The organism is Metaclostridioides mangenotii (genome assembly GCF_018917235.1).
In the GTDB taxonomy this organism is placed as follows: Bacteria; Bacillota; Clostridia; order Peptostreptococcales; family Peptostreptococcaceae; genus Metaclostridioides.
Map to the genome: position 1 here is coordinate 22,862 of NZ_JAHLOF010000008.1, position 23,265 is coordinate 46,126.

Sequence of the window (23,265 nt, forward strand, 5' to 3'; positions counted from 1 at the left end):
ACTCTAATCCTCCCAATCCGCTTTTCTAAAACTAAACACGACATATCCGTCCTGCTGTGCATAGTCCGTTACATATGTAATAACACCTTTGAAGTACCTTCCTGTGTATGTTTTTTTATCGTCCTGTAGTTCGTTTAAAACTATCCTGTCTCCCACTCTGTAATTTCTATCATTCTTTCGTATTTCAAAAGTTTTAGATCCGTTTAACACTGGTTCAAAATACTCTTTATAGATTTTAAGTTCATGTGTAGTAACCTCATCTTTTTGAAAATATTCTTCAAGCATCAATCCGAACAATACCTTGTCATTGTCACTCATTTTATCTTTTGGTCTTCGTATCATGCGTATATCTTCTTTAAGTAACTCATCATAACAAGACTTGCATAAAAATATTTTACGGGGTAACTGTTTTGATTTGCAAAGTTCCATCTCCTTCTGGCACCTAGAACAGCTTATTATTCTTTTCATACTCTAACCCTCCAATTTATCTATCATATCTATTAATTTTGTTAATGTCTCCCTTGTCATTTTGTAGTACTCTTTCTTGTCCATGCTAAGCAAATTATGATCATCTATCCACTCGTATAAGTCTTCTAATTCTTCTTGCAATTCCATTGGATCCATATTACTCAGCCCCCTTATATTCTCTATGCCAACATTTTATACACTCGCCGTCACAATCCTTACCAGGTATTTGGTCTTCAATGCAAGACCAATGTTCAATACAACCATTTTCTAGTATCTCCATTTTCACAAAGCCTCTTAGTTCATCTACGCTCATTTCATTAACTAATTTGTCTATAATAGTCATATTACTTACCTCCTAAAATGTTTTCTCTAATTGTTCTACAAGCGGTATTAATTCTTCGTCTCTATCTTCGATATATTTCAATTGTTCATTTGTTGCGTTTACTGTTAGTTCTTTTATTCTTGCGATATAATTTGGAATGTCTTTAGTTTCTTTTATTGCTAATTTAACAGAATTTATTACTTGATCAATTAACATTTTAACTTCTTTAAATTCTTGTTCATCCATATTACTTACCTCCCATATCCTTAGTTAAATTATTCAGACTGACCTTACTTCTCAAATACTTATTTTCACGATTCAACTGTATGCATCTACAATAAACTTCATCCGATAACTTGTTACTTTCTAAATGACTTCTATATTCCACCCAACGACCAAGTAAGAATACCGCAATTAACGTCCCTATCGCCACTAGGACAAGTATTATTACGATTGCTATATCATTAATCATTTTGCACCTCTTTTTCGCTTACAGCTTGTTTAATTGCATCTATTGCTTCCCTAGGATTATAAAAACTATCTGCAAACTCCCAAGCTATATTATTAATAATTTCAGAAACCTCATAATACAGCTTCCTTTCGTGGTTCTGAAAAATCTCTATTGTAAAAAGTCTGTTATTAACGGATATTGTTTTATAGTGTCTTACATAAGTTAACTCTATTAGTCTAGTTATCATATTCACCCTCCAAAACTATCTCAGCCTTAATTATGGCTTCAAGAATGCTATAACCTTCATCTATCCAATAATGCCTTGCTAGATCAATTAAGGCTTGTCTATCTTCTAGTTTTACTTTCATTTACTGCTCCTTTTCGTAAGGACATTCTTCTATATCCTCTTCACCCTCTAATAAAGCACAATACCAACCTTTTTTTATACATTTATATTTTTCATTGCAATCCTTACAGCATCTACTGTCATTGTTTTCACTGCAACCGCTTTCTGTGCAAATTCTCATGTAATCACACCTTTCTAGAGGGGTTGTCCCCCTCCTATTTAAACTTTTCTCTTTGGCTCTTTCTGATTATCTCGTCCAGTTCATCAGAAGAGTATTGTGTGAATGATTCCTCAAAGTTATGGAACCCTGTCTTTTTAGATCTATAATTCGTTTCTTTACTAGTTGTTTTTCTTTCCTTCGATTTAATTTTCCCTTGCTCTCTTTCCAACTCTAGAGCTTTCAGTTGTTCATATGTAGTTATGTTGTTATCGTTCCATTGTTTAATGATCCCTTTTAGATAGCCTTGTGTTAACTTTCCACGTTCTGTACATATTTCTACTGCTCTTCTAAATAAATCTAATTCCATTTCCTTAGAAAGTTCTACAAGCCATTGTGCAGTGATCCCATTTACTACCCCGATATTTTGTTGGTAGAGTTTACTAAATTCTCCTAAAGAGTTATCCACAGGCTCGTCCTCATTTTCTATATACATACTTGTTATATTAGTATTGTTAATATTAGTATTGTTACTGGCTCTCACAGACCCTACCTGTGGGTTCTCACAGACCCTACCGTTGTGTCTCTCTGAACCTAGGTTCTCACAGACCCCACCTTTTGCACTCATAATATAATACAAGTTACTATTGTTTTCTTTCTTGCCTTCAACTTTTCTAGTTACCTTTTTTATCAAGGATTTATCTTCTAAACTTTTTACAGTTCGCTTTACTGTAGCAACACTACATCCTGCTTTTTTAGATATAGTAGACATACTTGGAAAACAATTACTATCTTCATTTGTGTGTCTTACTAGGACTATGTAAATCATCTTTTCATATGTAGTTAACTGCAAATTATCTATTAGTTCATTCTCAACCATAAACCAGTTCTTTTCTCTGTTGTCCTTAAGTAAATTCAAGGCTTATCACCCTCTTTTATAACTCTTTAAAACTTGCTTGTTGTTCCGTATCTTCTTTATCTTCAACCTCTGTAAAATCAGCATCTATTATTGGATTGTCTGTTTCCTTTGGTTCATATTTGCTAAGTATATCTAGCAGCTCGTCCACTTCTTCAAACTTTAATTCTTGTAAATCAAATCCGTTGCTAATGCAAAACTCTTCTAATTTAGATGTATCTTTTTTATCATCATAACTATACAAATCTTTCATGCTTGCAAGTTTTAAAATGACTTGTTTCTGATCTGTACTTGCCTTTCCTACCTCTATTGGTTTTTGTGGTAAGTTTTTATTAACTCCCATTTCTTCCTCTTGATATAATCCTCTTAATTCTTTTGGGAATGCCTCTCTTAATGCCTGAGATTGTGCAACTTTTCTAATCATTGTTGCCCCTTTATTTGACCACATACTATTTAATTTTCCTTCTTTTGTTTTTTGAGCGTATTCTTCAAAACTTGGAACTGATCTGACTGGAAAATCTTTATCTTTTAAATAAACTTCACACCAACCACCTACAAGATCCTCACCTGGTAGCTTTAAAGCTCCTTCACGCTCTTTTAATTCACCGTTTTTGTCTATTACTACTACTCCTGCTTTCATTCCGTTAAAATTTGGATTATCATATGCTCTTTTTATAAATACATCCTTACCAACTATAATTTGTGCTTGTTGGCTTCCGAATTTAACTAAGTATGCATCCCTTACAAAAGGATTTAAGTTTTGTGCCTTGCATAACTCTAGAAACATTAAAACTTCTTGATCTGTAGCATTCTGGCCACCTAGGTAGTTCTTTACTGTCTCCTTTGTTAATCTTTGTCCACCTTCAAGAGTGAACTCTGCTAATGATAAAGCATTATTTTTTGTTAATTGATTGCTCATTCTTTGCCCCCTCCAATTCTTCTATTAAGTACTTAAAACAACTTGTATATCCATCTATGTAACTTCCGTAATAATCTTTGTTTTCTATATCTTTTAAATGTTCTCTTAGTTCTTCAATTGTCCGATTTTCTTCATACTTTTTAATAAAAGAATCAAGTGCTTTGCAACAGCCTTGTCTATATTCCTCTTCGACTCCTTCACATTTGAAAAACCTTGCTTCTAATAATCTATTTTCTAATTTTTTCATATGCATCTATATCACACACCAATTCATCTACTGATACTTCGAAAGCATCAGCTATCTTTTTAACTATTTTTATAGTTGGGTTCGTATTTTCGTTTCTGATTATTCTATATAAGTTACTTGGATCTGTTTCTATTTTTTCTGCTAATATGTATGCTTTCATATTCTTATCGAATAATAATTGGTTTATCTTGTCTCCTATTGTCATAATTTTCCTCCTTGGTATGATATAATTTATTTATGGCTTAAATACCAAAATTATTTTAAGGTGGTGCATAATGAAAAACTGGGAACAAATTTTATCTATAATGCTTAATCCAGTTATGGTACTAACTGTCGGAATTTTAACTATACTATTTAATAGTAAATCTAATAGAAAATCTACTTCTTTTATAAAATTGGAAAAAGTGTACCATCCCTTGTTTTTAGAAATTGAACCATATCTTTTTAAGAATATCTCCCCTGAATTTACAAATGATTTTATTGAAAAATATAATGAAATATATGAAAAAAATTCATTATATGTTGATATAAATTTGCATTATGATCTTCAAGAATTTCAATACTTTTTACGTATCGGTTCTGAGGAATGGTGCAATAAATATTGGTTCAAAATATGCAACAATATCAATAACAATTATGATAAGTTATGTAAAACTACTGATTTGCCTATCAGAAGTATCTTATATAGATTAAACAAGCAACAATATAGAACGAAACTGGAGATGTTCATTATGTTTTTAAGAGCAAGAAATGCACATGTTTTTGCATTAGTGTACTTAGCTGCTTTACTGATTGCCTATTTATATCTCTAAAATATATCTAATAACAGCAACAAAAATAGTGATTAATCCAACATAGATTACTTTTTTTCTATCTTCAAAGTGAACAATAGGAACGATGAGAACCATAAATGTGGTTACTATCAATATCCATGAAATAATGTAATTCATTTTTTTAATCTCCTATGGTATAATTTAAATACATTTATAATCAATAGTAGCCATTGCCGTGGCTATCTAGCAATATTGAACTGGTATGGGTATCTCTCGTTCCAGTTCTTCTTGCTCTATTAACATTTCTATTTTTTCTGTATACTTCTCTATTTCTTTATAATCTGAGTAAGCCTTATTTACTATTTCCTCAGCTTCATCTGTTGTCAATCTTCTATTATTTCTAACCTTGTATTTGATGCTTAAATACTTAAGATATTCTTGTTTTCTTAGTTCTGATATTCTACTTAATTTCATTTGTAAAGCTTCATCCATTCTATATCCACTCCTTTAATTCAGATTTAGCGTTTTCTATTACATTTACACAGTCTACGTAGTGCTTTAGAGACGGTCTTTCTTTGTGTTTGATACAACCTATTAAATAAGATATAAAGTTCATTTTATTACCTCCTATTTGTCTAATTTATTTGTTTTCCAATTCCAAAATCCTATGATGTTGTTGACTATTAACCTCTTCTAGATCTGAGATTCTATCGTATAGATGATTAACGTTATAAGTAGCTAATGCTCCAATTGCTAAACTTGATAAAATTAGAACCCCTGCTATAATTTTTGATAATTTATTCATTTAATTACCTCCTGCTTATTGAAATTTACCGCCAGTTTTTCTAAACCAATTTTTAAATGACACCTTATCAATTCTATAATCTCTACCTACTCTTAAAACATCAAAGGCTCCAGTAGCTTCAGCTTTCTTTGCCATGTCTCTAGCCTTACCTTGCTTAATACAAAGCCATTCACAAAAGCCTTTGATGTCTACAAACTCGCAATCCAATCCTTTCTCATTTTTGAATATGTTTATTACGTCAGCTGCTTCGTCTCTTGTAAATAACTCTTCCACTATCTCCCTTGTTGAAAACTTTCTAAGTAAACTTTTCATATTAATCCCCTCCTGCCCTTATAATAATTCCTAGTTAACCATCTTAAATTCTATTTGATTATTCATTTCTTTTATTTCTAACATCAGATTAGTTCCTGGTGTCCATCCTTGTATGTAATTAATTGCTTCTTCATATCTTTTTACAGATAGGTTTTTATAGCTGTTAACTTTGAAATAACCTTTTAGATCTCTATGTAGTGCGCTATATGCTTTCTTGCTTAATTTCTTATATGCAGGTGAATTATAGCCACCTAAACTATGTACCGCTTTCGCACTAATCTCTGATCTGATATTCTCGGCTAGTTCATAATTGATAGTCATTTTATTTTCTAAATTAGTAACTTTTTCAGTTAGAACTTCTTGTCCTTTTTCTAGCTCCTGATGTTTTTTATCCATCATGAATATTGCTTGTAATTCTTTTGATAAGTTCATATATGGGTTTTCTTTTACTCTGAAATATGTTTCCTCTAAATTGTCAAACTGTTCCCATGCTTTATCTGTGTCTAAAATTTTACAATGTCTGTTTGCTCCTCTTTCTGTCCAAAGATACAAACTAGAAGCAAATTTATTTACAGGTAACCCACTTTCAGTAGACAAGCTCTTAAATTGTTTCAGTTCCTCGCCTTGAAGAAAATAATAATGCTTATCTTCTTCGAAATTCTTTTCATTTCTTTTAAAGTTCATTTGAATATTCTTAACATCTGTTCCGTATACTTCAGCTAATAACTCTGTAGTTATTACATTTTGATTTTTAAATTTAATTGGTATTAAATTATTCATGTATTAAATCTCATTTCTAATTAACTTCACTATTAGTGCATTTTTTAAAGAAAATATTAATATCTTTATCAGGAAATTCTCTCTTAAATTTCTCTAAAAAACCACGTCCAGGTCTTTTAAATTCACCCTCTACTTTTGAATAGTAAGACTCTGATATACCCATTTTTATAGCCATTTCTTTCTGAGTTAAATTCAAACTCAATCTAAAATCTATTAAATCCTTCAAATTATCATCTCCTTCACTTATCGTGATAAATACATAATATCACTATCAGTGATTTTCGTCAATACTTTTTATCTCTTTTAGTGATTTTTAATTAAAAACACTTTCTAATTTTCACTTATAGTGATACAATTTAGCTATAATTTAACAAGGAGTGATTATTTTGTTTTCAAAGAGAGTAAAAGAATTAAGGAAGAAAGCAGATTTAACACAGTCTGATTTAGCTAAAAAAATAAATAGCTCTACTAGTAAAGTAGCAATGTGGGAAACGGAAAAAAGAGATCCTACAAATGAAGATTTAATGGTACTATCGAAATTATTTAATGTAAGCACTGATTATCTTTTAGGAGTCACTGATAATTCAAGCTTAACTACTAAAGATGAAAAAAGCATACAAAAAGACTTGAAAAAAATAATGGAAGAATTTAAATCTGGACAAGATGGACCCGCTTTTTATAATGGTGAGGAATTAGACGAGGAAGAACTATATCTAATAGAACAAGCAATGGAAATAGCTCTTAAAACCGCTAAAATAAAAAATAAAGAAAAATATACACCAAAGAAATATAAAAAATAACAGAGGGTGAGTGTGTGAGAAATAATATAAAAGTTCTTGTTAATCATTTAATAGATAAATTTAATACCAACGATCCTTTCTCATTAAGTGAACATTTAAATATAAATATTATATACACAGATTTGAAAAACATTTGGGGAATGTATCGTTACATAAAAAGGAATAGTTTTATATTTATTAATAATAATATAAGCGATATTGAAAAAAGATTTGTTCTAAGCCATGAATTAGGTCATGCAATATTGCATACTAAAAACAACTGTTTCTATTTGAAACACAATACTTTCATGAAAGTATCAACCTTTGAGAATGAGGCAAACGAATTCGCTGCGGAATTATTAATTACTAATGAAGATATAAAAGAAGCAATCGATAAGCAATTTTCAATTGAACAAATGGCTTGTTATTTTGAAGTTCCTTTAGAACTTGTAGAATTTAAATTTAATCATAAAATATAGGAGGTTAATATGACAAAAGAAGAAATTATAGAATTGATTAAAAGAGATGAACTTAAACTACCTGGTTTTAATACTAAAAATGAGGCAATAGATTCTATCAGTAAATTAGAAGTTGGACTTACATTGGTACCTCTTTTTGCAGGAGATATAACCAAAGAAAATTTTGATAATCTTGTTAAGGAATATCCGACGATTGATATAACTGAATATAATAAACACTAAATCTAGAGTAGCATAAACTACTCTTTTATATATAAATTTAAACAAACATACATTCTGCAAAGGAGGAAAATATGAACATAAAATCAGCTTTTATAAGAAAAAGAGGTCAAAGATATTGTGTAATGATTGAGTATTTAGATTATGATACAGGTAAGTTAAAACAAAAAACTGAGGATTCTTTTAATTCGAAGAAGGACGCAGAAAAACATTTAATAGAAGTTAAATACCGCATAAATAATAATAAATTTATGAAGCCAACGGAATTAACTTTAGTTGATAGATGTAAATTATATGTAAAGGAAATTGAGAAAAAAGCATCTCCAAACACATTGGATAACTATAACAATTGTATTAAGAATCATATTGCGCCTTTTTTTAATAATGTAAACTTAATGGATGTTAACCCCACTATGTTACAATCGTATATTAATAAAGCCTATGATAATTATTGCGAAAGTACTGCAAATCTAAATACACGTTTTCTTAAGATTGTTTTAAAGGAATGTTACAGACTTAGAGAGATTCCAGAAAACATATGCGACTTTGTAAAAACTCCAACAATTATAGAGCAAAAAGAAAATGAAATTAATCCATATGATAGAAGCGAAGTTAAGCTCTTAATTGAAAAGATAAAAGGACATTTTCTTGAGGTTCCTATTTTATTAATGCTTACACTTGGATTACGTAAAACCGAAGCAACCGGATTAACTTGGGATTGTGTTGATTTTGAAAATAAAAAAATAAGCATAGAAAATATTCTATACTATAGAAATAAAGAAGGATTTAGTTTAAAGAAACCTAAGACAAAATCTTCAAAACGTACATTAACAGCACCGCCAGAATTAATGGATAGACTTAAAACCGAAAGAATCAGACAAAACGAATTGAAATTGAAAGGCATACTGACTAATAAATTAAATTTAGTTTGTTTAAATACAAAGTTAAACCCCATTTACCCAAGGAACGTAAATAAAAACTTTGATAATTTCTGTAAAACAAATAACTTAAGAAGAATTAAAATTCATGATCTTAGACATACAAATGCAACTTTGCTAGTATCTTCTGGTACTGATTTCAAAACTATCTCTGAAAGATTAGGTCATGCAGATATAAGTATTACATTAAATAGATACTCTCATGTTCTAGAGGATATGGATAAAAATGCAAGTGAAAATATAGGAAATATATTATTTAAATAAAATGTCAGTTAAATGTCAGTTTTTTTGTAAAATGTCAGTTGAAATCAAGTTCACTATAAGATACAAAAACACGTAAAATCCACTTATATACTCACTTTAAAGGCGTAAACATTATTATAAAATATTAGAGTCTTACAAAGTACCGTTAAGTCATATACATTTCTACTGTAAATATCAATAATGGAGACGATTATAATAAATGGAATCAACAGTATATATCTGATTGTATCGACGCTTTTTCCATATTTTATACAAACTGCTAAAAATAGTGACAACATACATATATTTGTGACAAATAATCTCTTTATGTTTTTTTCTATTTCATCACATAAAAAACAAATCACCTTGTCAGACAAATACGATAATATTAAACAAACTGTAAGAATTGATATCAATTTTAAAATTAACCTGTAATAGCGAGATTATTAGATTATTTTATCAGTAACACAAATACCGTAACCAATGAAATTATAGGCGCAAAAGGTATAAATTTATTGTACTCTCCATATTTGAATTTACTGTAAATTACATAAGAAATTCCTATAAAACTTGCAATATACAAGCTAAAAAAATAAATTATTATTGTTGTATTAGCTCCCAGATATAATCCAATCATACCAAATAACTTGATATCCCCAAAACCAATACACTCTTCTTTAAATATTTTTTTCAATATAGAGGCAATTATGTATGTAAATACTACCATTATAATGCAGCCTGAAATACTTATGGCTAAGCCTACTCCCTTTCCTACAATATTTAGTAAAATGCATATAGATCCTCCAAAAATTAAACTTAAGTTAGGTATTATGTATTTTAAAAAGTCTATTATTGATATTACAGTAAGCAGAATAATTAAGGTAAAATAATACAGGTTAATTGTGTCACCCCACTTCTAATTTTTTATAAATCTTCTAACGAATTCAGTATCATTACATCTTGAGATTAAATTATCCTCAGAAATAGCACCCTCAAAAAATAGATTTATAAGATTTTGATCCATTGTAATCATTCCGTACTTCGAACCTATCTGAATTAAATTTGATATCTGATGTGTCTTTCCTTCCTTTATTGAATTTTTAATTGCTGAAGTTCCCAACATTATTTCAGTAGCAACTACCATAGAACATGATAGAATTTCCCTGCCTAATACATTTTTCTCTGATATATTTTTTCTAGGGATCAATTGTTGTGAGAGCATCCCCTCAAAAGCCGATGCTAACTGAGATCTAATTTGGTGGTGCTCCGACGGACTAAACATATCAACAATTCTATCTATACATTTACCCCCTCCAGTAGTATGTAGTGTAGAAAAAACTAAGTGACCAGTTTCGGCTGCCCTAAGCGCTGCTATCATACTCTCTGCATCTCTTATTTCACCAATGAGTATTATATCTGGGCTCTGTCTTAAAGCAGCTCTAAGGCCAGTATTGAAATTTTTAGTATCTTTACCTACCTCTCTTTGATTTACAATACTTTTTTTATGTCTATGTAAATATTCAATTGGATCCTCTATTGTTATAATGTGTTTTTCTTGAGTTGAATTTATTAGATCCAATAAACTTGCAATAGTTGTACTCTTTCCACTTCCCGTCGAACCCGTAACTAAGATCAAACCAGAACGCTTTTCAGTAAAACTCTTTAGTGTCGGCGGCAGAGAAAGTTCTTCTAAACTTGGTATTTTGTTTGGGATTATTCTTATTGCTAGTGAAATATTCTCCTTCTGCATGAATGCATTTACTCTATATCTCCGTTTATCACTTGTTTCTAAAGAAAAGTCTCTTTCCCCTTTTGATTCAACGTTTTTGTATATATTTAAAGAAGAAATATCTATTAAAATTTTTTTAGATAACTCTGGTGACACTATTGTATTATCTATATATCTAAAGCTCTCTCCTATTCTTGCTGTGGGCACAGCCCCTACCGAAATGTATAGATCCGAAGCACCTATTATTGAAGATTTTTCTAATAAGTTATTTATATTCACTTTTTCACCTCACATATATTTCTATCTAATGTAATTATTGACAAAATAAATTTATAAAAATACTTTGTATTGCATATTTTATAAGTTTATTTATATAAAATTCTACATATATCTAGTTTCAAACTGTGTTTATTACTGTGTTTATGACACTATATCAACTGTCACTTATTGTGTTTATATAGTATAATGTCTGTATAAAACTTAAGGTAAACCTAGATTAGAGGACCTTGATCTAATTGTTACTAAAAGCAAGAACTTGAAGTTAGAAAATAAGATTTATAAAAATTAAAACGACATCTTTAGAAATTCTAAAGATGTCGTTTTAATTTTTATATTATACTATTTAAAATTTAATTAAAATAATTTACTTACTGACTCATTTGTAAAAATCTTTTGGATAGCATCTCCAAATAAGTTAGCAACAGTTTTTATCTTAATTTTATCTATTCTTTTCTCTTCAGGTAGTTGTATAGTATCAAGTACTATAAGCTCCTTTATGTCAGACCCAGCGATTCTTTCAATAGCTGGTCCTGATAGTACACCGTGAGTACAACAAGCATAAACATCTTTAGCTCCGAACTTTTTAAGTGCTTGAGCAGCATTTACTATAGTTCCAGCTGTATCTATCATATCGTCCATAAGTATTACATTTTTACCTTCAACTTCACCGATTATATTCATAACTTCACTTACGTTTGCCTTTGGTCTTCTCTTATCTATTATAGCTATTGGAACTTCTCCTTTTAGAGAATTAGCAAACTGTCTAGATCTGGTAACACTACCCAAGTCTGGAGATACTACTACTAGGTCATCTATATCCATTTGGTTAAAATGATCTGCTAGTATCTTTCCTCCTAGTAAGTGGTCAAGTGGAATATCGAAATATCCTTGAATTTGAGCAGCATGTAAATCCATAGTAAGAACTCTATCTGCACCAGCCGCTGTAATTAGATTAGCAACTAATTTTGCTGTAATAGGATCTCTTGCCTTAGCTTTTCTGTCTTGTCTTGCATATCCATAGTATGGAATAACTGCTGTTATTCTACCTGCTGAAGCTCTCTTAAGTGCATCAATTAATATAAGTAGCTCCATCAGGTTGTCATTTACTGGGCTGTTAGTTGATTGAATTACGAACATGTCACAACCTCTTACAGTTTCGTTCATGTTTAAACATATTTCACCATCACTAAACTTTCCAACCTCACAATCTAACATCGAAACACCCATGTAATCAGCTATTTTACCTGCTAATTCCTTAGATGAATTCCCAGCTATGATTTTAATTTCACTTCCACTAGTATTCATTTATTTAATCCCTCCTGAAAAATTTAAAGACAACTTATTATTTATTGCTATCTCGTTTATCCTTTTTTTCTACCCAACCTTCTTTTACCACTTGTCTTTGCCTAGCAATCGCTAGTGCTCCATTTGGTACATCGTCAGTTATTGTAGATCCTGTTGCTATATAACCTTTTTCCTCTATTGTAACTGGTGCAACTAGGTTACAGTTTGAACCTACAAATGCGCCATCCTTTACTACTGATTTAAACTTGTTTTTTCCATCGTAGTTTACAAATACCACTCCACAACCAATATTTACATCTTTGCCTACTTCAGCGTCTCCTATGTAAGATAAATGTGAAGCTTTTGATCCATCGCCTATCTTAGCATTTTTTACTTCAACGAAATCTCCTATTTTTACGTTGTTTCCGATATCAGACTTTGGTCTTAGGTATGCGTAAGGGCCAACATGAGTGTATTCTCCAACAACACTGTCAACTATAGTAGAGTTTATTACTTCTGTATGATTTCCAATCACAGAGTTTGTTATACTTGAATTCATACCGATTGTGCACTCAGAGCCTATTTTTGTGTTTCCTATAAGCATCGCACCTGGATAGATTATAGAATCATTTCCTATTTGTACGTCTGATTCTATATAAGTAGAATTGACATCTAGTATTGTTACTCCATTTACCATGTGCTTTTCATTTATTCTTCTTCTCATCAACTCTTCAGCTTTAGATAGTTCTACTCTTGAGTTTACTCCCATAAGTTCTTCTATAGTAGATCCATTAAATGCACCTACTTTATGTTGTTTATCTCTCATTATTTTTATCGTATCAGTTAAATAGTATTCACCCTGAGCGTTGTTGTTATCAATCAAATCTAAAGCTTCTCTTAAACTTGATCCTTTAAAACAGTATATACCCGAATTTATCTCTTTTACTGATTTTTCTTTTTCACTTGCGTCTTTTTGCTCAACTATTTTAAGTAGATCTCCATTTTCATCCCTAATTATTCTACCATAACCGTGTGGATTGTCCATACTTGTTGTGAGTACTGTCGCGTGATATTCATGTTTTATATGATATTCAAATAGATCTTTTAATGTATTTTCCTTAATAAGCGGAGTATCTCCACAAAGCACTACTATAATGTCTTCATCTTTTATATAGCCCTTAGCCTGTAAGACTGCATGTCCTGTCCCTAGCTGTTCCTCTTGTTTTATTGTAGTAGAGTCACAAGCTAATTTTTCTTTAACACGATCTGATTCATGACCCAATATAACTACAACATCTTTTACTCCAGAATTTTTTGAAACATCTATTACGTGGTTTACCATTTCTTTTCCACATACCTTATGTATTACTTTAGGATATTTAGACTTCATTCTTGTTCCTTTGCCTGCAGCAAGGATAATAGCTTTAAAGTTCATTTATTCACTCCATTCAATCAAATTTAATTTGATAGATTATTCTTATATATATTTATAGATCATTCTATTATTGAAGATCCCTTTAATAAACTAATAAATTAAATATTTAGTTATAATTATTATTAATTATTTTGGAATATTTTAAAGATTTAAACCTCTTAATATTGTTATATCTCAGTATATTCATTAATAATATAGCATTTTTTTAGTTAAAAGTACACATGCAAATAGAAAAAAGGACCTCATCGAACAGGTCCTTTTATTATTCTAGTGATTAAAAGTACTATTAATTACTCAGCAGCAACTTCTAATTGTGCTATAGATTCATGGTAAGCTTCTAAAACGGCATCTTCTAATATTTGTCTCATTTCTGCATTTATAGGATGCGCAATATCTCTAAAATTACCTTCGCCTACTTTTCTACTTGGCATTGCTATAAAAAGACCATTGTGCCCTTCTATAACTTTAATGTCATGCACAACAAATAAATTATCAAAAGTAATTGATACTATGCATTTCATTTTTCCTTCATCTGTTACTTTTCTTACTCTTACGTCAGTTATTTTCATATCTAAAATATCCCCCTTCATGATTTGACAGAAATTTAATTTATATTAATGCGAATTAGATAATATAAACCGTTTTTTAAAAGATTCTATAAAATCTTGGGATATCCTTTTTATTTTGGAAAATTTATTTAATTTTTTTTATTTTTCTTTATAATTTCCTTTTTCGCTAGAGTTTTTTAGAGTATTTTCACATATTTCATCTGTTTCATCTAAATCTAACTCTTGAAATTTAGACTCTCCATTTTCATCGTTTTTGTACTCGTCTTTGAAAGTTTTTAAATTAGGTTCAGCAGTTATTACATCTCCCTCGACATTTAACTGGATTAGTGATATATAATCATCTACAAGTTTATCCTTTGGTGTTGCTTTTGATATAAAAACTCCTGTTCCTATAACCTCTGCGCCAAACTCATTCATAAGATCTATCATGCCTCTGATAGTTCCTCCACCTCTCATAAAATCGTCGATAATGATAACTTTACTATTTGGTTTTAGTGCTTTTCTTGGTAAACTCATGCTTTCTACCTGTGAACTGTTACCACTTATATATGTTGTACTTAAAGTTGGCCCTTCAGACACTTTTGTATCTTTTCTGATTATTACTAGAGGTAAATTCATGGCCTTTGCAGTCATAAGCGCCATCGGAATTCCCTTTGTCTCCATAGTTACTACGTAGTTTGCCTCTTCATAATCTATATTTGATGCGAAAATTTTACCAACTTTTGCCGCAACAGTTGGATCGTAAATCAAATCTACTAAATATAGAAAACCTCCTGATAGTATTCTTGATCCATCATTTATCTTATTACAAAGATCCATAAGTACTTGGTTATTCTCTTCAACCGAAGTCTTAGGTATATATTTAACTCCTCCAGCAGCTCCAGATATAGTTATAACTTTGCCTAATTGTAATTTCTCGAATACATTTTTAACTACCAACAAATCTTCACTTATAGTAGATTTTGCCGCATTAAATTTATCTGTAAAATAGCCTAGTGTATAAGTTCTATTTGGATTGTCGGATAATATCTTTACAATAGCTCCTATTCTCTCTGTTCTTTTAAATTTCATAATAATATCCTCCTACGACTTCTCTTTCAAGTGAGTATTAATTATAATGCATATCTATGCCAAATATGGTATAATATTGTCTATGATTTTATTGTAATAACAAGTATATAAACAATAATATAATATATTATATTATTGTTTTATTTTGTATTAATTATAATCTCGATTTTTAAAATATCGAACATTATATTATTATACCATAAAAAAAGTTCATCATGTAGGACTTTAATAAAAAAAGGATGGTGATTTTATTATGAATATACATTTTATCGGAATCGGTGGAATAAGTATGAGTGCTCTAGCTGAAATTTGCTTAAACAAAGGCTATACTGTAACAGGTTCTGACATGACAGAGTCATATTTACTAGACAAACTTAGAAGACAAGGCGCAAAAATATTTGTTGGACAAAAGAGAGAAAACGTAAGCGATGATATAAACATGGTTGTATATACAGCAGCTATACACCAGGATAACGAGGAATTAATAGCTGCAAAGGAAAAAAATATTTTAATAATGAACAGAGCAGCATTTTTAGGCCAAATTATGAGAGAGTACAAAAACTCTATAGCGGTTTCCGGGACACATGGAAAAACAACTACAACTTCTATGTTGTCTACACTGTTCGAATTTGCTAACTTAGATCCTACAATATTAGTTGGAGGAAATTTAAGTTCAATAGGTGGAAATGTAAGAATAGGTAATTCTAACCATTTTATAACAGAGGCGTGTGAGTATGTAGATAGTTTCCTTAACTTCAATCCTAAAATTGCTTTAGTGTTAAACATAGAAGAGGATCACCTTGATTATTTCTCAGGTATAGATGAAATAAAAGCTTCATTCAATAAATTTGGTAAATTACTTCCAAGCGAAGGTTTTTTCATTATAAATGGCGATGATGAAAATACAAAAGATATTTTATACGATGTAAAAGCACAAACAATTAAATATGGAAGAGATTTAGATAACGATGCAATAATCAAAAATATCCACTTTACAGATGACGGATTTGGAGTATTTGATATCCTTTACAACGGTAAGAACCTTGGTACTTTCGAATTATCCGTTCCGGGACTTCACAATATATACAATGCTACAGCGGCAATAATCACAGGGCTTATGTCAGGAATAAATGTCGAACTTTGTAGAGAGAACATAAGAAAATACAGAGGTGTTGGAAGAAGATTTGAATCTAAAGGTTACTACAACAATACTCTAGTAATAGATGATTATGCTCATCACCCAACTGAAATAAAAGCAACTTTAGCTGCGGCTAAAAAGCTTAAGAAATCAAAATTATGGTGTATATTCCAACCACATACATATACAAGAACAAAAACTTTAATAAACGACTTCGCAGAAGCGTTCTATGCAGCGGACAAAGTAATAATAACTGATATCTACGCTGCTAGGGAGGACGATCCAGGAGATATTCACTCAAAAGATTTAGTTGAAAAACTTTATCAAAATAATGTAGATGCAGTATATATTAAAGAATTTGAAGATATAGCTCAGTATATACGTGACAACGCCGATGATAACGATCTTGTAATAACTTGCGGCGCTGGTCCTATATTTAGGGTTGCGGAAATGTTAGTTTAAATAATTCATTTATATAGCTATTGAATGGATTATCTCAATTTTGAGTTCCCAAATGATTTTAAGCCGAGAAACTACAGTTTATAGTTTCTCGGCTTATTTGATTCCAATATTTTTCTTTATATAACTACTAATCTTTTCTAGTCAACAACTGATATTTGCTTCCATTTAAATCCGTAATTATCTGAGTACTTCCAAACCTCTGCTACAGCTGTTGGGATTATTGAAAGTGAAATGACTATTACCCAGTGTCCCATACCTATTGTAGTCAATCCAAGCATACCACCTATAGATGGAATTGTAACAAGTAGCACCAAAGATATCATCATACCAACTGCACTAACAACCAAAGGCCAATTATCACTTATAGTACGCTCAAATATTGACTTTCTACTTCTGACAGTGAATATATGCATAATTGATGTCAATCCTAAGACTAAGAATGCCATTGTCTGACCTATCATAGGTGATGAATCTATTCCAGAAATAAATCTTGTAGACATTCCAGTATAGTAAGCAAGAAGTACTACAAGAGAACAAATAAGAGTTTGGCGTACAATTACTTTCATTAGTCCACCACTAAAAATACTTTCCTCTCGTTTTATAGGGTCGTTTTGCATAATCCTTGAATCAGAAGATTCCTTTGCCAACTGTAGTCCTGGTATACCATCTCCAAGTACATTTATTAATAGCAACATAACTGGTGTTACTAAAACTCCCCATCCAACTATTTGGGCGAAAAGCATAACTAGTATTTCCGATAAATTACATACTAACAAGAAGTAAATGGTTTTACGTATATTGGAGTAAACCATACGTCCCTCATGTACAGCCTCAACTATAGTCGCAAAATTATCATCAGTTAATACAATATCTGATGCGCTTTTGGCTACCTCTGTTCCAGTATTACCCATGGCTATCCCTACATCTGCTGCTTTTAAGGCTGGGGCATCGTTAACACCATCACCGGTCATTGCAACAACTTCTCCATTTTTTTGCCATGCTTCTACTATTCTAATTTTATCTTCTGGGGAAACTCTTGCATATACTGAATAATCTTTTACTGTACTCTCAAGCTCCTTATCTGACATTTCTGATAATTGAGAACCTGTTAATACCTTCTGCCCCTTTGGCAATATACCAATATCTTTAGCTATAGCTCCTGCTGTAGTCGCATGGTCACCTGTAATCATAATCGTTCGTATACCCGCTTCTTTTGCTTTTTCTATAGCTTTTGCTGCTTCTGGTCTTGGTGGATCAATCAAACCAATCATACCTAGCAAAGTAAGGTCTTTTTCTACATCCTCAATTTTATCTTCATCAGGCAGATAGTCTAAACGTTTAATACCTAGAGCAATTACTCTGAGTGCGTCTTCAGCAAATGAATCGTGCACTTCTTTTATTTTTATATCTATGTCTTTTTTTGAATGATCTAGAGGTATTCTATCTAATGCACCCTTAGTAAGTACAATATAACTACCATCCGGATCTTTTAATACCACTGTCATCATTTTTCTCTCCGATGAGAAAGGTATTTCTGCAACTTTAGGATAACTTTCCTCTATTTGTGATTTTCTTATATTTTTTTGTTCTAAAAGACGCATTATAGCGATTTCGGTGGGATTACCAAGAAATTTAGACTTACCATCTTTCCCTGTTTCTACAGTAGCATTGCTAGCCATAGCCATCATTTTCAAGAATGTAAGCTGTCTATCGTTGAACTCATCTGAATCACCAATTGGTTCATCTCCTACCATAAAAAGGCGTTTTATGCTCATTTGGTTTTGTGTAAGTGTCCCAGTTTTATCTGAACATATAACTGATGTGCTACCTAATGTCTCAACTGCAGGTAATTTTCTAATCAAAGCATTTTTGTCGACCATATTTTTTACCCCATGAGATAAAGATAGTGTTACGATTAAGTTTAGCGTTTCCGGAACAGCCGCAACTGCTAGTGCAACCGCCATTAAAACCATACTCCAAAAATCTTCTCCTTGTCGTAATCCTATTGTAAATAAGAAAACTGCAGACACAATTGCAATAACACTAATGTTTTTTCCAACCTTGTCTAGCCTTTTTTGTAACGGAGTTTTTCCGTGTTTTGTATTTCCTAAGAACCCAGCAATTCTACCAATTTGTGTGTCCATACCAGTTGATGTGATTACAGCTTTACCTCTCCCAGCTGTTACAAGACAACCAGAAAACACCATATTAATCTGATCCCCAATTGGAATTTTACCAGATAATTCAACTGATGAGTCCTTCTCTGATGGATCACTTTCTCCGGTAAGGGATGATTCATCTACTTCTAGCCCAATGCTTTCTATTAGGCGGGCATCTGCTGGTACAAGAGATCCAGATTCTAGTAAAACAATATCACCTGGAACAAGTTTAGATGTGTCGAGTTCTTTCTGAATTCCTTCACGTAATACAATACACGTAGGACTATTTAAATCTGATAACGCATCGAGCGCTTTTTCTGCCTTTCCCTCTTGCGTTATTGCAAGTACCAAATTCATAATAACAATTGATACAATAACCATTGGCTCAATAAACCCATGGCCCTCTTTTATGGCTAACATAAATGATAAGGCAGCTGCCATTATCAAAATTATCGTCGATACATCTTTTAAATGCCTGAGGATTGTTTTGCAAAGCCCATCTTTTTTCTGCTCTGAAAATACATTTTTACCATATTCGATTAATCGTTTCTCCACAGTATCTGAAGAAAGCCCCTTATCAATATCTACCTCAAACTTTTCTACTACTTCATCTACATTAAATTCATAAAATCTAATAATACATCATTCCTCTCGATTAATTTTTTGTAAATAGATAGATAATCTACCTATTTATATACAGAAAATCTACCTAATTTTGTATAAATTAATTAAGTAGAATATCTACTTAATTTTTTAATATAATAGCAGGTATTTACCTGCTATTATATTTTTATCGCTTAGATTCTTCTGGGAGGTTATGGCAAACTTTAGCCAATAATTGAATTAATGTTTCTTTTTCCTCCTGCGTCAATCCGCACTGAAGTGCCTGCTCAATATTAAAAAATACACTTCTAACTTCTTTTACGAGTTTTTCTCCTTTATTTGTCACTGACAACACCATGGCTCTAGCGTCATCTTTTCGCGTTGTACGGGTAATATATCCTTTATCTTCTAATCCCCTTAATATGCTAGTGACTGATGGTCCTTTGAGATGCATAATGTCCTCTAAAATTCTACGACTTATCTCTGTACCATCGTTGATACTATCATATATCACGCTCAGAAGGCGTCCCTGCTGGTTTGTAATTTCAAGTGATTTTAAAGTTTGATCACCCATATAGTAAAGCTCATGAGATATGCTTCTAACATAATATCCCAAGGATTCATCTTTACCTCTTCCAACCATAATATTCACCTCTTAATATTTTAAACCAATATAAAAATCGGCAATAAATAGTGTAATCTTGAGCTATATATACATACGGAGAATATGCTATCCGTGTATTTGCTTTTCCTCTATCTTAATTGCATCTTACCTTTTACAAGGTATTTTCAATCGCTTTTAGGTAGATCTTCTACGTAGATTACCTACTTATTTTAACATTTATTTTTTGATACGTCAAGTTTATATATGTTAAGAAATTGTTAATAAAAGTATTTTTTTATTTACTTTAATCATATAAAATAAAGTTTTTATTAAAATAAGCTGAGAAAACTTTATTTCTCAGCCTACAAAATATCCTTATTATTTACACATTAATACACTATCAACATATTATTTAATTTTAAAAACGTCATTTTTTATATAATCAAACAACCCTGTGTAAACTTCGTAATATGCAATAGTATCTTTTGACGTAACCTTTACATAATCTCTTCCCATCGTCTCTACCTTAATTTTATAATTTTCACCCTCTATATCTATGGTAAAATTATATTCACTTCTATTTTTACTTTTTTCAGGTTGCACTTTTCCAACAAGTCTTTTAGCTATCATTTTATGAGATAGATCATCAAATTTCCATTTGTGAATCTTGTTAACTTCTTTTCCATTTGTTATCTGTACTGTCTTCCAACTCTTGTATTGGCTTACTAGATCAAATGAAGTATACAAACTCTTATCTATAAGATCTTTAAACTCTTTTTTCGTGTTTATTGGAATTTTATAGTATTCCTCTTTGCTTACAGTGTAAACCCTAAAGTAATCGAAATCTGTAGAGAATTTTATACCATCATCTGAATATCCCTCGTATATCGGATGATATGATTCAGCATTTCTTACCTTTTTAAACTCTATAAATGAATAAAGGATCTCTTTCCATGAATCTTCTTCAATTTTCACATCTGAAACTTTATCATCTGATATGTAAATTTTCTCTTTTTCCTTCAATTGAGTTAAAAGGGATTTATTACTTTCTTCTTGGCTCACAACTTTTTTAGGAATATTATCTGTTTTCTTATCCATAGTTGTCCCAAATTTAAAAGCAATAAAATATACTATAAAGAATGCGATTATTCCTATTAATAATGCGACAGGTTTCTTTAACTTCCTTTTTTTAGCCATTTAGAACCCCCTAGTAATTTTATCATAAAATTATTATATAACTTTTTAACTTATTTTTTAAGACTCTATTTATTTAACCACTATTATACCAAATATACTAGATACTGTCTTATTATATACATATGACTCAAAAAGTAAATACATATGAAAATTTATTGACTATAAAATTTATTGTTAAATCTAAGTAGAGCATTAATAAATAAATTAAAAACTAAAAGAGCTACCTCTTTTGCGAAAATTCACCTTAGTAAAATCACATATGAGATAGCTCTGTATTAATTCTAAATTATATTTCTTTTACTATTTCTATAAGCATATTAGCTGAATTATATAAATCTTTAATAGCTATATACTCATTAAGTGTATGTGCATTTTTCATACCTACTCCAAGGTTTATAGCTAGGATACCATTTCTATTTAATATGTTAGTATCACTACCACCACCAGAAGCTCCTGTATAAGCTTCTATACCCATGTTGGCAAAAGCTTTTTTAGCTAATTTAACTATGTCTGAATCAACATCTACATTAAGTGGAGGATACACTCTATCCACATTTATTTCAACTTCTGCATTATAGTCCTCTGCAGCTTTTTTAAATGTATCAACCATGTGCTTTGTTTGTACATCAAGCTTTTCTTCACTTAAACTTCTAGCTTCAGCATCTATTTCAACTAGATCTGTTACTATATTTGTTGCTGATCCACCCTTTATCATGCCTATATTAGCTGTAGTATTCTCGTCTATTCTAAGTAAAGTCATATTATCTATAGCCCTTGCTGCTACCATTATTGCACTAATGCCGTTTTCTGGTTCCATACCTGCATGAGCTGTTTTTCCTTTTATTTTAACTTTTATAACATCTTGAGATGGGGCTTCAACTATTATTTCTCCAGGCGATCCACCACTATCTAATACAAATGCGTAATCTGCATCTATCTTAGAGTAATCTAAATTTTTAGCTCCGACTAGACCACACTCTTCACACATTGATAAAACTACTTGAATATCTGTATGGTCAATATTATTTTCTTTTATATATCTTAGTGCCTCAAGTATCGCTGCTATACCAGCTTTATCGTCTGAACCTAGTATAGTAGTTCCATCACTCTTTATGATCCCTTCAGCTTCATCAACAATTGGCTTTATTCCAAGTCCAGGTGTTACAGTGTCCATATGAGAGCTAAATAGTATCTTCTTACCGTCCTTATTACCTTTTAGAGTTGCAATTATATTACCTGTTTCTCCTCCAGTATTTTTTCCCGCATCGTCTACATAAACTGTGCACCCAATTTCTTCTAATTTTTCAATTAGAACTTTTGCAAAATCAGCTTCTTTGTAAGATAGACTGTCTATTTGCACCATTTCAAGAAATTCATTTAAAATTCTTTTCTCGTTTATCATACTCATATCCTCCAGAACTAAAATAGATTTTCACCATCTATTGTAGTTTAAGTCATAACTATTATCAACATTATTATAATTATTTGTAATTTTCTATCAATAAAGTTAATGATTATTAGGAGTTTTTGAAATTATGCTATGTTTAGACTCTATTAAATCAAAGAATTATATTAAATTTA

The 23,265-nt window shown here is 30.9% G+C and carries 33 protein-coding genes; 6 read left to right on the forward strand and 27 right to left on the reverse strand.

Annotation, left to right across the window (positions count from 1 at the left end; genetic code table 11):
- Window positions 1-3: 3 nt before the first annotated feature.
- The 11 genes from KQI18_RS11570 to KQI18_RS11615 all read right to left on the reverse strand — a co-directional run bounded on the left by KQI18_RS11570 (window position 4) and on the right by KQI18_RS11615 (window position 4,031).
- Window positions 4-429, reverse strand: a complete 426-nt coding sequence (locus tag KQI18_RS11570) for a DUF3850 domain-containing protein (RefSeq protein WP_236887752.1) — start codon at window positions 427-429, stop codon at window positions 4-6.
- A 42-nt stretch (window positions 430-471) separates the two neighbouring features.
- Window positions 472-624, reverse strand: a complete 153-nt coding sequence (locus KQI18_RS11575) for a hypothetical protein (protein WP_216468029.1) — start codon at window positions 622-624, stop codon at window positions 472-474.
- Window position 625: 1 nt separating this feature from the next.
- Window positions 626-811 (reverse strand): hypothetical protein, encoded by a 186-nt coding sequence (locus tag KQI18_RS11580; protein ID WP_216468030.1) that lies wholly within the window; start codon window positions 809-811, stop codon window positions 626-628.
- A gap of 12 nt (window positions 812-823) precedes the next feature.
- Window positions 824-1,036, reverse strand: coding sequence for a hypothetical protein (locus tag KQI18_RS11585; RefSeq protein ID WP_216468031.1), 213 nt, complete (start codon window positions 1,034-1,036; stop codon window positions 824-826).
- A gap of 218 nt (window positions 1,037-1,254) precedes the next feature.
- Window positions 1,255-1,488, reverse strand: a complete 234-nt coding sequence (locus KQI18_RS11590; RefSeq protein ID WP_216468032.1) for a hypothetical protein — start codon at window positions 1,486-1,488, stop codon at window positions 1,255-1,257.
- The gene (locus tag KQI18_RS14355) at window positions 1,478-1,609 is read right to left on the reverse strand and encodes a hypothetical protein (RefSeq protein ID WP_272876229.1); all 132 of its coding nucleotides are present in this window, start codon (window positions 1,607-1,609) and stop codon (window positions 1,478-1,480) included. Before KQI18_RS14355 ends, KQI18_RS11590 begins: the two co-directional genes overlap by 11 nt.
- Window positions 1,610-1,768 (reverse strand): hypothetical protein, encoded by a 159-nt coding sequence (locus tag KQI18_RS11595; RefSeq protein ID WP_216468033.1) that lies wholly within the window; start codon window positions 1,766-1,768, stop codon window positions 1,610-1,612.
- A 34-nt stretch (window positions 1,769-1,802) separates the two neighbouring features.
- On the reverse strand, window positions 1,803-2,663 hold the full coding sequence (locus KQI18_RS11600) for a helix-turn-helix domain-containing protein (RefSeq protein WP_216468034.1): 861 nt from the start codon (window positions 2,661-2,663) through the stop codon (window positions 1,803-1,805).
- A 16-nt stretch (window positions 2,664-2,679) separates the two neighbouring features.
- On the reverse strand, window positions 2,680-3,579 hold the full coding sequence (bet, locus tag KQI18_RS11605; RefSeq protein WP_216468035.1) for a phage recombination protein Bet: 900 nt from the start codon (window positions 3,577-3,579) through the stop codon (window positions 2,680-2,682).
- Window positions 3,554-3,832: a hypothetical protein gene (locus KQI18_RS11610; protein ID WP_216468036.1), complete on the reverse strand. Its 279-nt coding sequence runs from the start codon at window positions 3,830-3,832 to the stop codon at window positions 3,554-3,556. The genes bet and KQI18_RS11610 overlap by 26 nt, the downstream gene beginning before the upstream one ends.
- Entirely contained in the window at window positions 3,807-4,031 is a 225-nt protein-coding gene (locus KQI18_RS11615; protein ID WP_216468037.1) for a helix-turn-helix domain-containing protein, read from the reverse strand. Before KQI18_RS11615 ends, KQI18_RS11610 begins: the two co-directional genes overlap by 26 nt.
- A gap of 70 nt (window positions 4,032-4,101) precedes the next feature.
- On the opposite strand from KQI18_RS11615, the gene KQI18_RS11620 reads away from it, so the two are divergent.
- On the forward strand, window positions 4,102-4,638 hold the full coding sequence (locus tag KQI18_RS11620; RefSeq protein ID WP_216468038.1) for a hypothetical protein: 537 nt from the start codon (window positions 4,102-4,104) through the stop codon (window positions 4,636-4,638).
- A gap of 204 nt (window positions 4,639-4,842) precedes the next feature.
- Here KQI18_RS11620 and KQI18_RS11625 read toward each other — a convergent pair whose 3' ends face one another.
- The 6 genes from KQI18_RS11625 to KQI18_RS11645 are packed head-to-tail and all read right to left on the reverse strand — an operon-like array spanning window position 4,843 to window position 6,722.
- Window positions 4,843-5,091, reverse strand: a complete 249-nt coding sequence (locus KQI18_RS11625; protein WP_216468039.1) for a hypothetical protein — start codon at window positions 5,089-5,091, stop codon at window positions 4,843-4,845.
- A gap of 1 nt (window position 5,092) precedes the next feature.
- The gene (locus KQI18_RS14360; RefSeq protein WP_257430762.1) at window positions 5,093-5,215 is read right to left on the reverse strand and encodes a hypothetical protein; all 123 of its coding nucleotides are present in this window, start codon (window positions 5,213-5,215) and stop codon (window positions 5,093-5,095) included.
- Between the two features lie 24 nt (window positions 5,216-5,239).
- Entirely contained in the window at window positions 5,240-5,404 is a 165-nt protein-coding gene (locus KQI18_RS11630) for a hypothetical protein (RefSeq protein WP_216468040.1), read from the reverse strand.
- A 15-nt stretch (window positions 5,405-5,419) separates the two neighbouring features.
- Window positions 5,420-5,716 carry a hypothetical protein gene (locus KQI18_RS11635; RefSeq protein WP_216468041.1) on the reverse strand — a complete coding sequence of 99 codons (297 nt, stop codon included), beginning with the start codon at window positions 5,714-5,716 and terminating at the stop codon, window positions 5,420-5,422.
- A 30-nt stretch (window positions 5,717-5,746) separates the two neighbouring features.
- On the reverse strand, window positions 5,747-6,496 hold the full coding sequence (locus tag KQI18_RS11640; RefSeq protein ID WP_216468042.1) for an ORF6C domain-containing protein: 750 nt from the start codon (window positions 6,494-6,496) through the stop codon (window positions 5,747-5,749).
- A gap of 16 nt (window positions 6,497-6,512) precedes the next feature.
- Window positions 6,513-6,722: a helix-turn-helix domain-containing protein gene (locus KQI18_RS11645; protein WP_236887753.1), complete on the reverse strand. Its 210-nt coding sequence runs from the start codon at window positions 6,720-6,722 to the stop codon at window positions 6,513-6,515.
- A 160-nt stretch (window positions 6,723-6,882) separates the two neighbouring features.
- On the opposite strand from KQI18_RS11645, the gene KQI18_RS11650 reads away from it, so the two are divergent.
- From KQI18_RS11650 to KQI18_RS11665, 4 genes are all read left to right on the forward strand, one after another.
- Window positions 6,883-7,296 (forward strand): helix-turn-helix domain-containing protein, encoded by a 414-nt coding sequence (locus KQI18_RS11650; protein ID WP_216468043.1) that lies wholly within the window; start codon window positions 6,883-6,885, stop codon window positions 7,294-7,296.
- A gap of 14 nt (window positions 7,297-7,310) precedes the next feature.
- Entirely contained in the window at window positions 7,311-7,754 is a 444-nt protein-coding gene (locus KQI18_RS11655; protein WP_216468044.1) for an ImmA/IrrE family metallo-endopeptidase, read from the forward strand.
- A 9-nt stretch (window positions 7,755-7,763) separates the two neighbouring features.
- Window positions 7,764-7,976, forward strand: a complete 213-nt coding sequence (locus KQI18_RS11660; RefSeq protein WP_216468045.1) for a hypothetical protein — start codon at window positions 7,764-7,766, stop codon at window positions 7,974-7,976.
- A 71-nt stretch (window positions 7,977-8,047) separates the two neighbouring features.
- The gene (locus KQI18_RS11665) at window positions 8,048-9,175 is read left to right on the forward strand and encodes a tyrosine-type recombinase/integrase (RefSeq protein ID WP_216468046.1); all 1,128 of its coding nucleotides are present in this window, start codon (window positions 8,048-8,050) and stop codon (window positions 9,173-9,175) included.
- Between the two features lie 430 nt (window positions 9,176-9,605).
- Here KQI18_RS11665 and KQI18_RS14595 read toward each other — a convergent pair whose 3' ends face one another.
- The 6 genes from KQI18_RS14595 to purR form a co-directional block, all read right to left on the reverse strand.
- Complete coding sequence (locus tag KQI18_RS14595; protein WP_216468153.1) at window positions 9,606-10,055, reverse strand: prepilin peptidase; 450 nt, start codon at window positions 10,053-10,055, stop codon at window positions 9,606-9,608.
- 15 nt (window positions 10,056-10,070) lie between these two features.
- Window positions 10,071-11,162, reverse strand: a complete 1,092-nt coding sequence (locus tag KQI18_RS11675) for a type IV pilus twitching motility protein PilT (protein ID WP_216468047.1) — start codon at window positions 11,160-11,162, stop codon at window positions 10,071-10,073.
- A gap of 354 nt (window positions 11,163-11,516) precedes the next feature.
- Window positions 11,517-12,467 carry a ribose-phosphate diphosphokinase gene (locus tag KQI18_RS11680; protein WP_216468048.1) on the reverse strand — a complete coding sequence of 317 codons (951 nt, stop codon included), beginning with the start codon at window positions 12,465-12,467 and terminating at the stop codon, window positions 11,517-11,519.
- Between the two features lie 37 nt (window positions 12,468-12,504).
- Window positions 12,505-13,881 (reverse strand): bifunctional UDP-N-acetylglucosamine diphosphorylase/glucosamine-1-phosphate N-acetyltransferase GlmU, encoded by a 1,377-nt coding sequence (glmU, locus tag KQI18_RS11685; protein ID WP_216468049.1) that lies wholly within the window; start codon window positions 13,879-13,881, stop codon window positions 12,505-12,507.
- Window positions 13,882-14,171: 290 nt separating this feature from the next.
- Complete coding sequence (gene spoVG, locus KQI18_RS11690) at window positions 14,172-14,450, reverse strand: septation regulator SpoVG (protein WP_024621149.1); 279 nt, start codon at window positions 14,448-14,450, stop codon at window positions 14,172-14,174.
- A gap of 138 nt (window positions 14,451-14,588) precedes the next feature.
- On the reverse strand, window positions 14,589-15,521 hold the full coding sequence (gene purR / locus KQI18_RS11695) for a pur operon repressor (protein ID WP_216468050.1): 933 nt from the start codon (window positions 15,519-15,521) through the stop codon (window positions 14,589-14,591).
- A 253-nt stretch (window positions 15,522-15,774) separates the two neighbouring features.
- Between purR and murC the strand changes: the two genes are divergently transcribed.
- Window positions 15,775-17,121: a UDP-N-acetylmuramate--L-alanine ligase gene (murC, locus tag KQI18_RS11700; protein WP_216468051.1), complete on the forward strand. Its 1,347-nt coding sequence runs from the start codon at window positions 15,775-15,777 to the stop codon at window positions 17,119-17,121.
- Between the two features lie 137 nt (window positions 17,122-17,258).
- Here the strand turns inward: murC and KQI18_RS11705 are convergent, their stop codons facing one another.
- The 4 genes from KQI18_RS11705 to KQI18_RS11720 form a co-directional block, all read right to left on the reverse strand.
- Window positions 17,259-19,919: a cation-translocating P-type ATPase gene (locus KQI18_RS11705; protein ID WP_330654414.1), complete on the reverse strand. Its 2,661-nt coding sequence runs from the start codon at window positions 19,917-19,919 to the stop codon at window positions 17,259-17,261.
- Window positions 19,920-20,070: 151 nt separating this feature from the next.
- Window positions 20,071-20,526 (reverse strand): MarR family winged helix-turn-helix transcriptional regulator, encoded by a 456-nt coding sequence (locus KQI18_RS11710; RefSeq protein WP_216468053.1) that lies wholly within the window; start codon window positions 20,524-20,526, stop codon window positions 20,071-20,073.
- Between the two features lie 369 nt (window positions 20,527-20,895).
- Window positions 20,896-21,684: a hypothetical protein gene (locus KQI18_RS11715; RefSeq protein ID WP_216468054.1), complete on the reverse strand. Its 789-nt coding sequence runs from the start codon at window positions 21,682-21,684 to the stop codon at window positions 20,896-20,898.
- 286 nt (window positions 21,685-21,970) lie between these two features.
- Window positions 21,971-23,086: a M20/M25/M40 family metallo-hydrolase gene (locus KQI18_RS11720; RefSeq protein WP_216468055.1), complete on the reverse strand. Its 1,116-nt coding sequence runs from the start codon at window positions 23,084-23,086 to the stop codon at window positions 21,971-21,973.
- Between the last annotated feature and the right edge of the window lie 179 nt (window positions 23,087-23,265).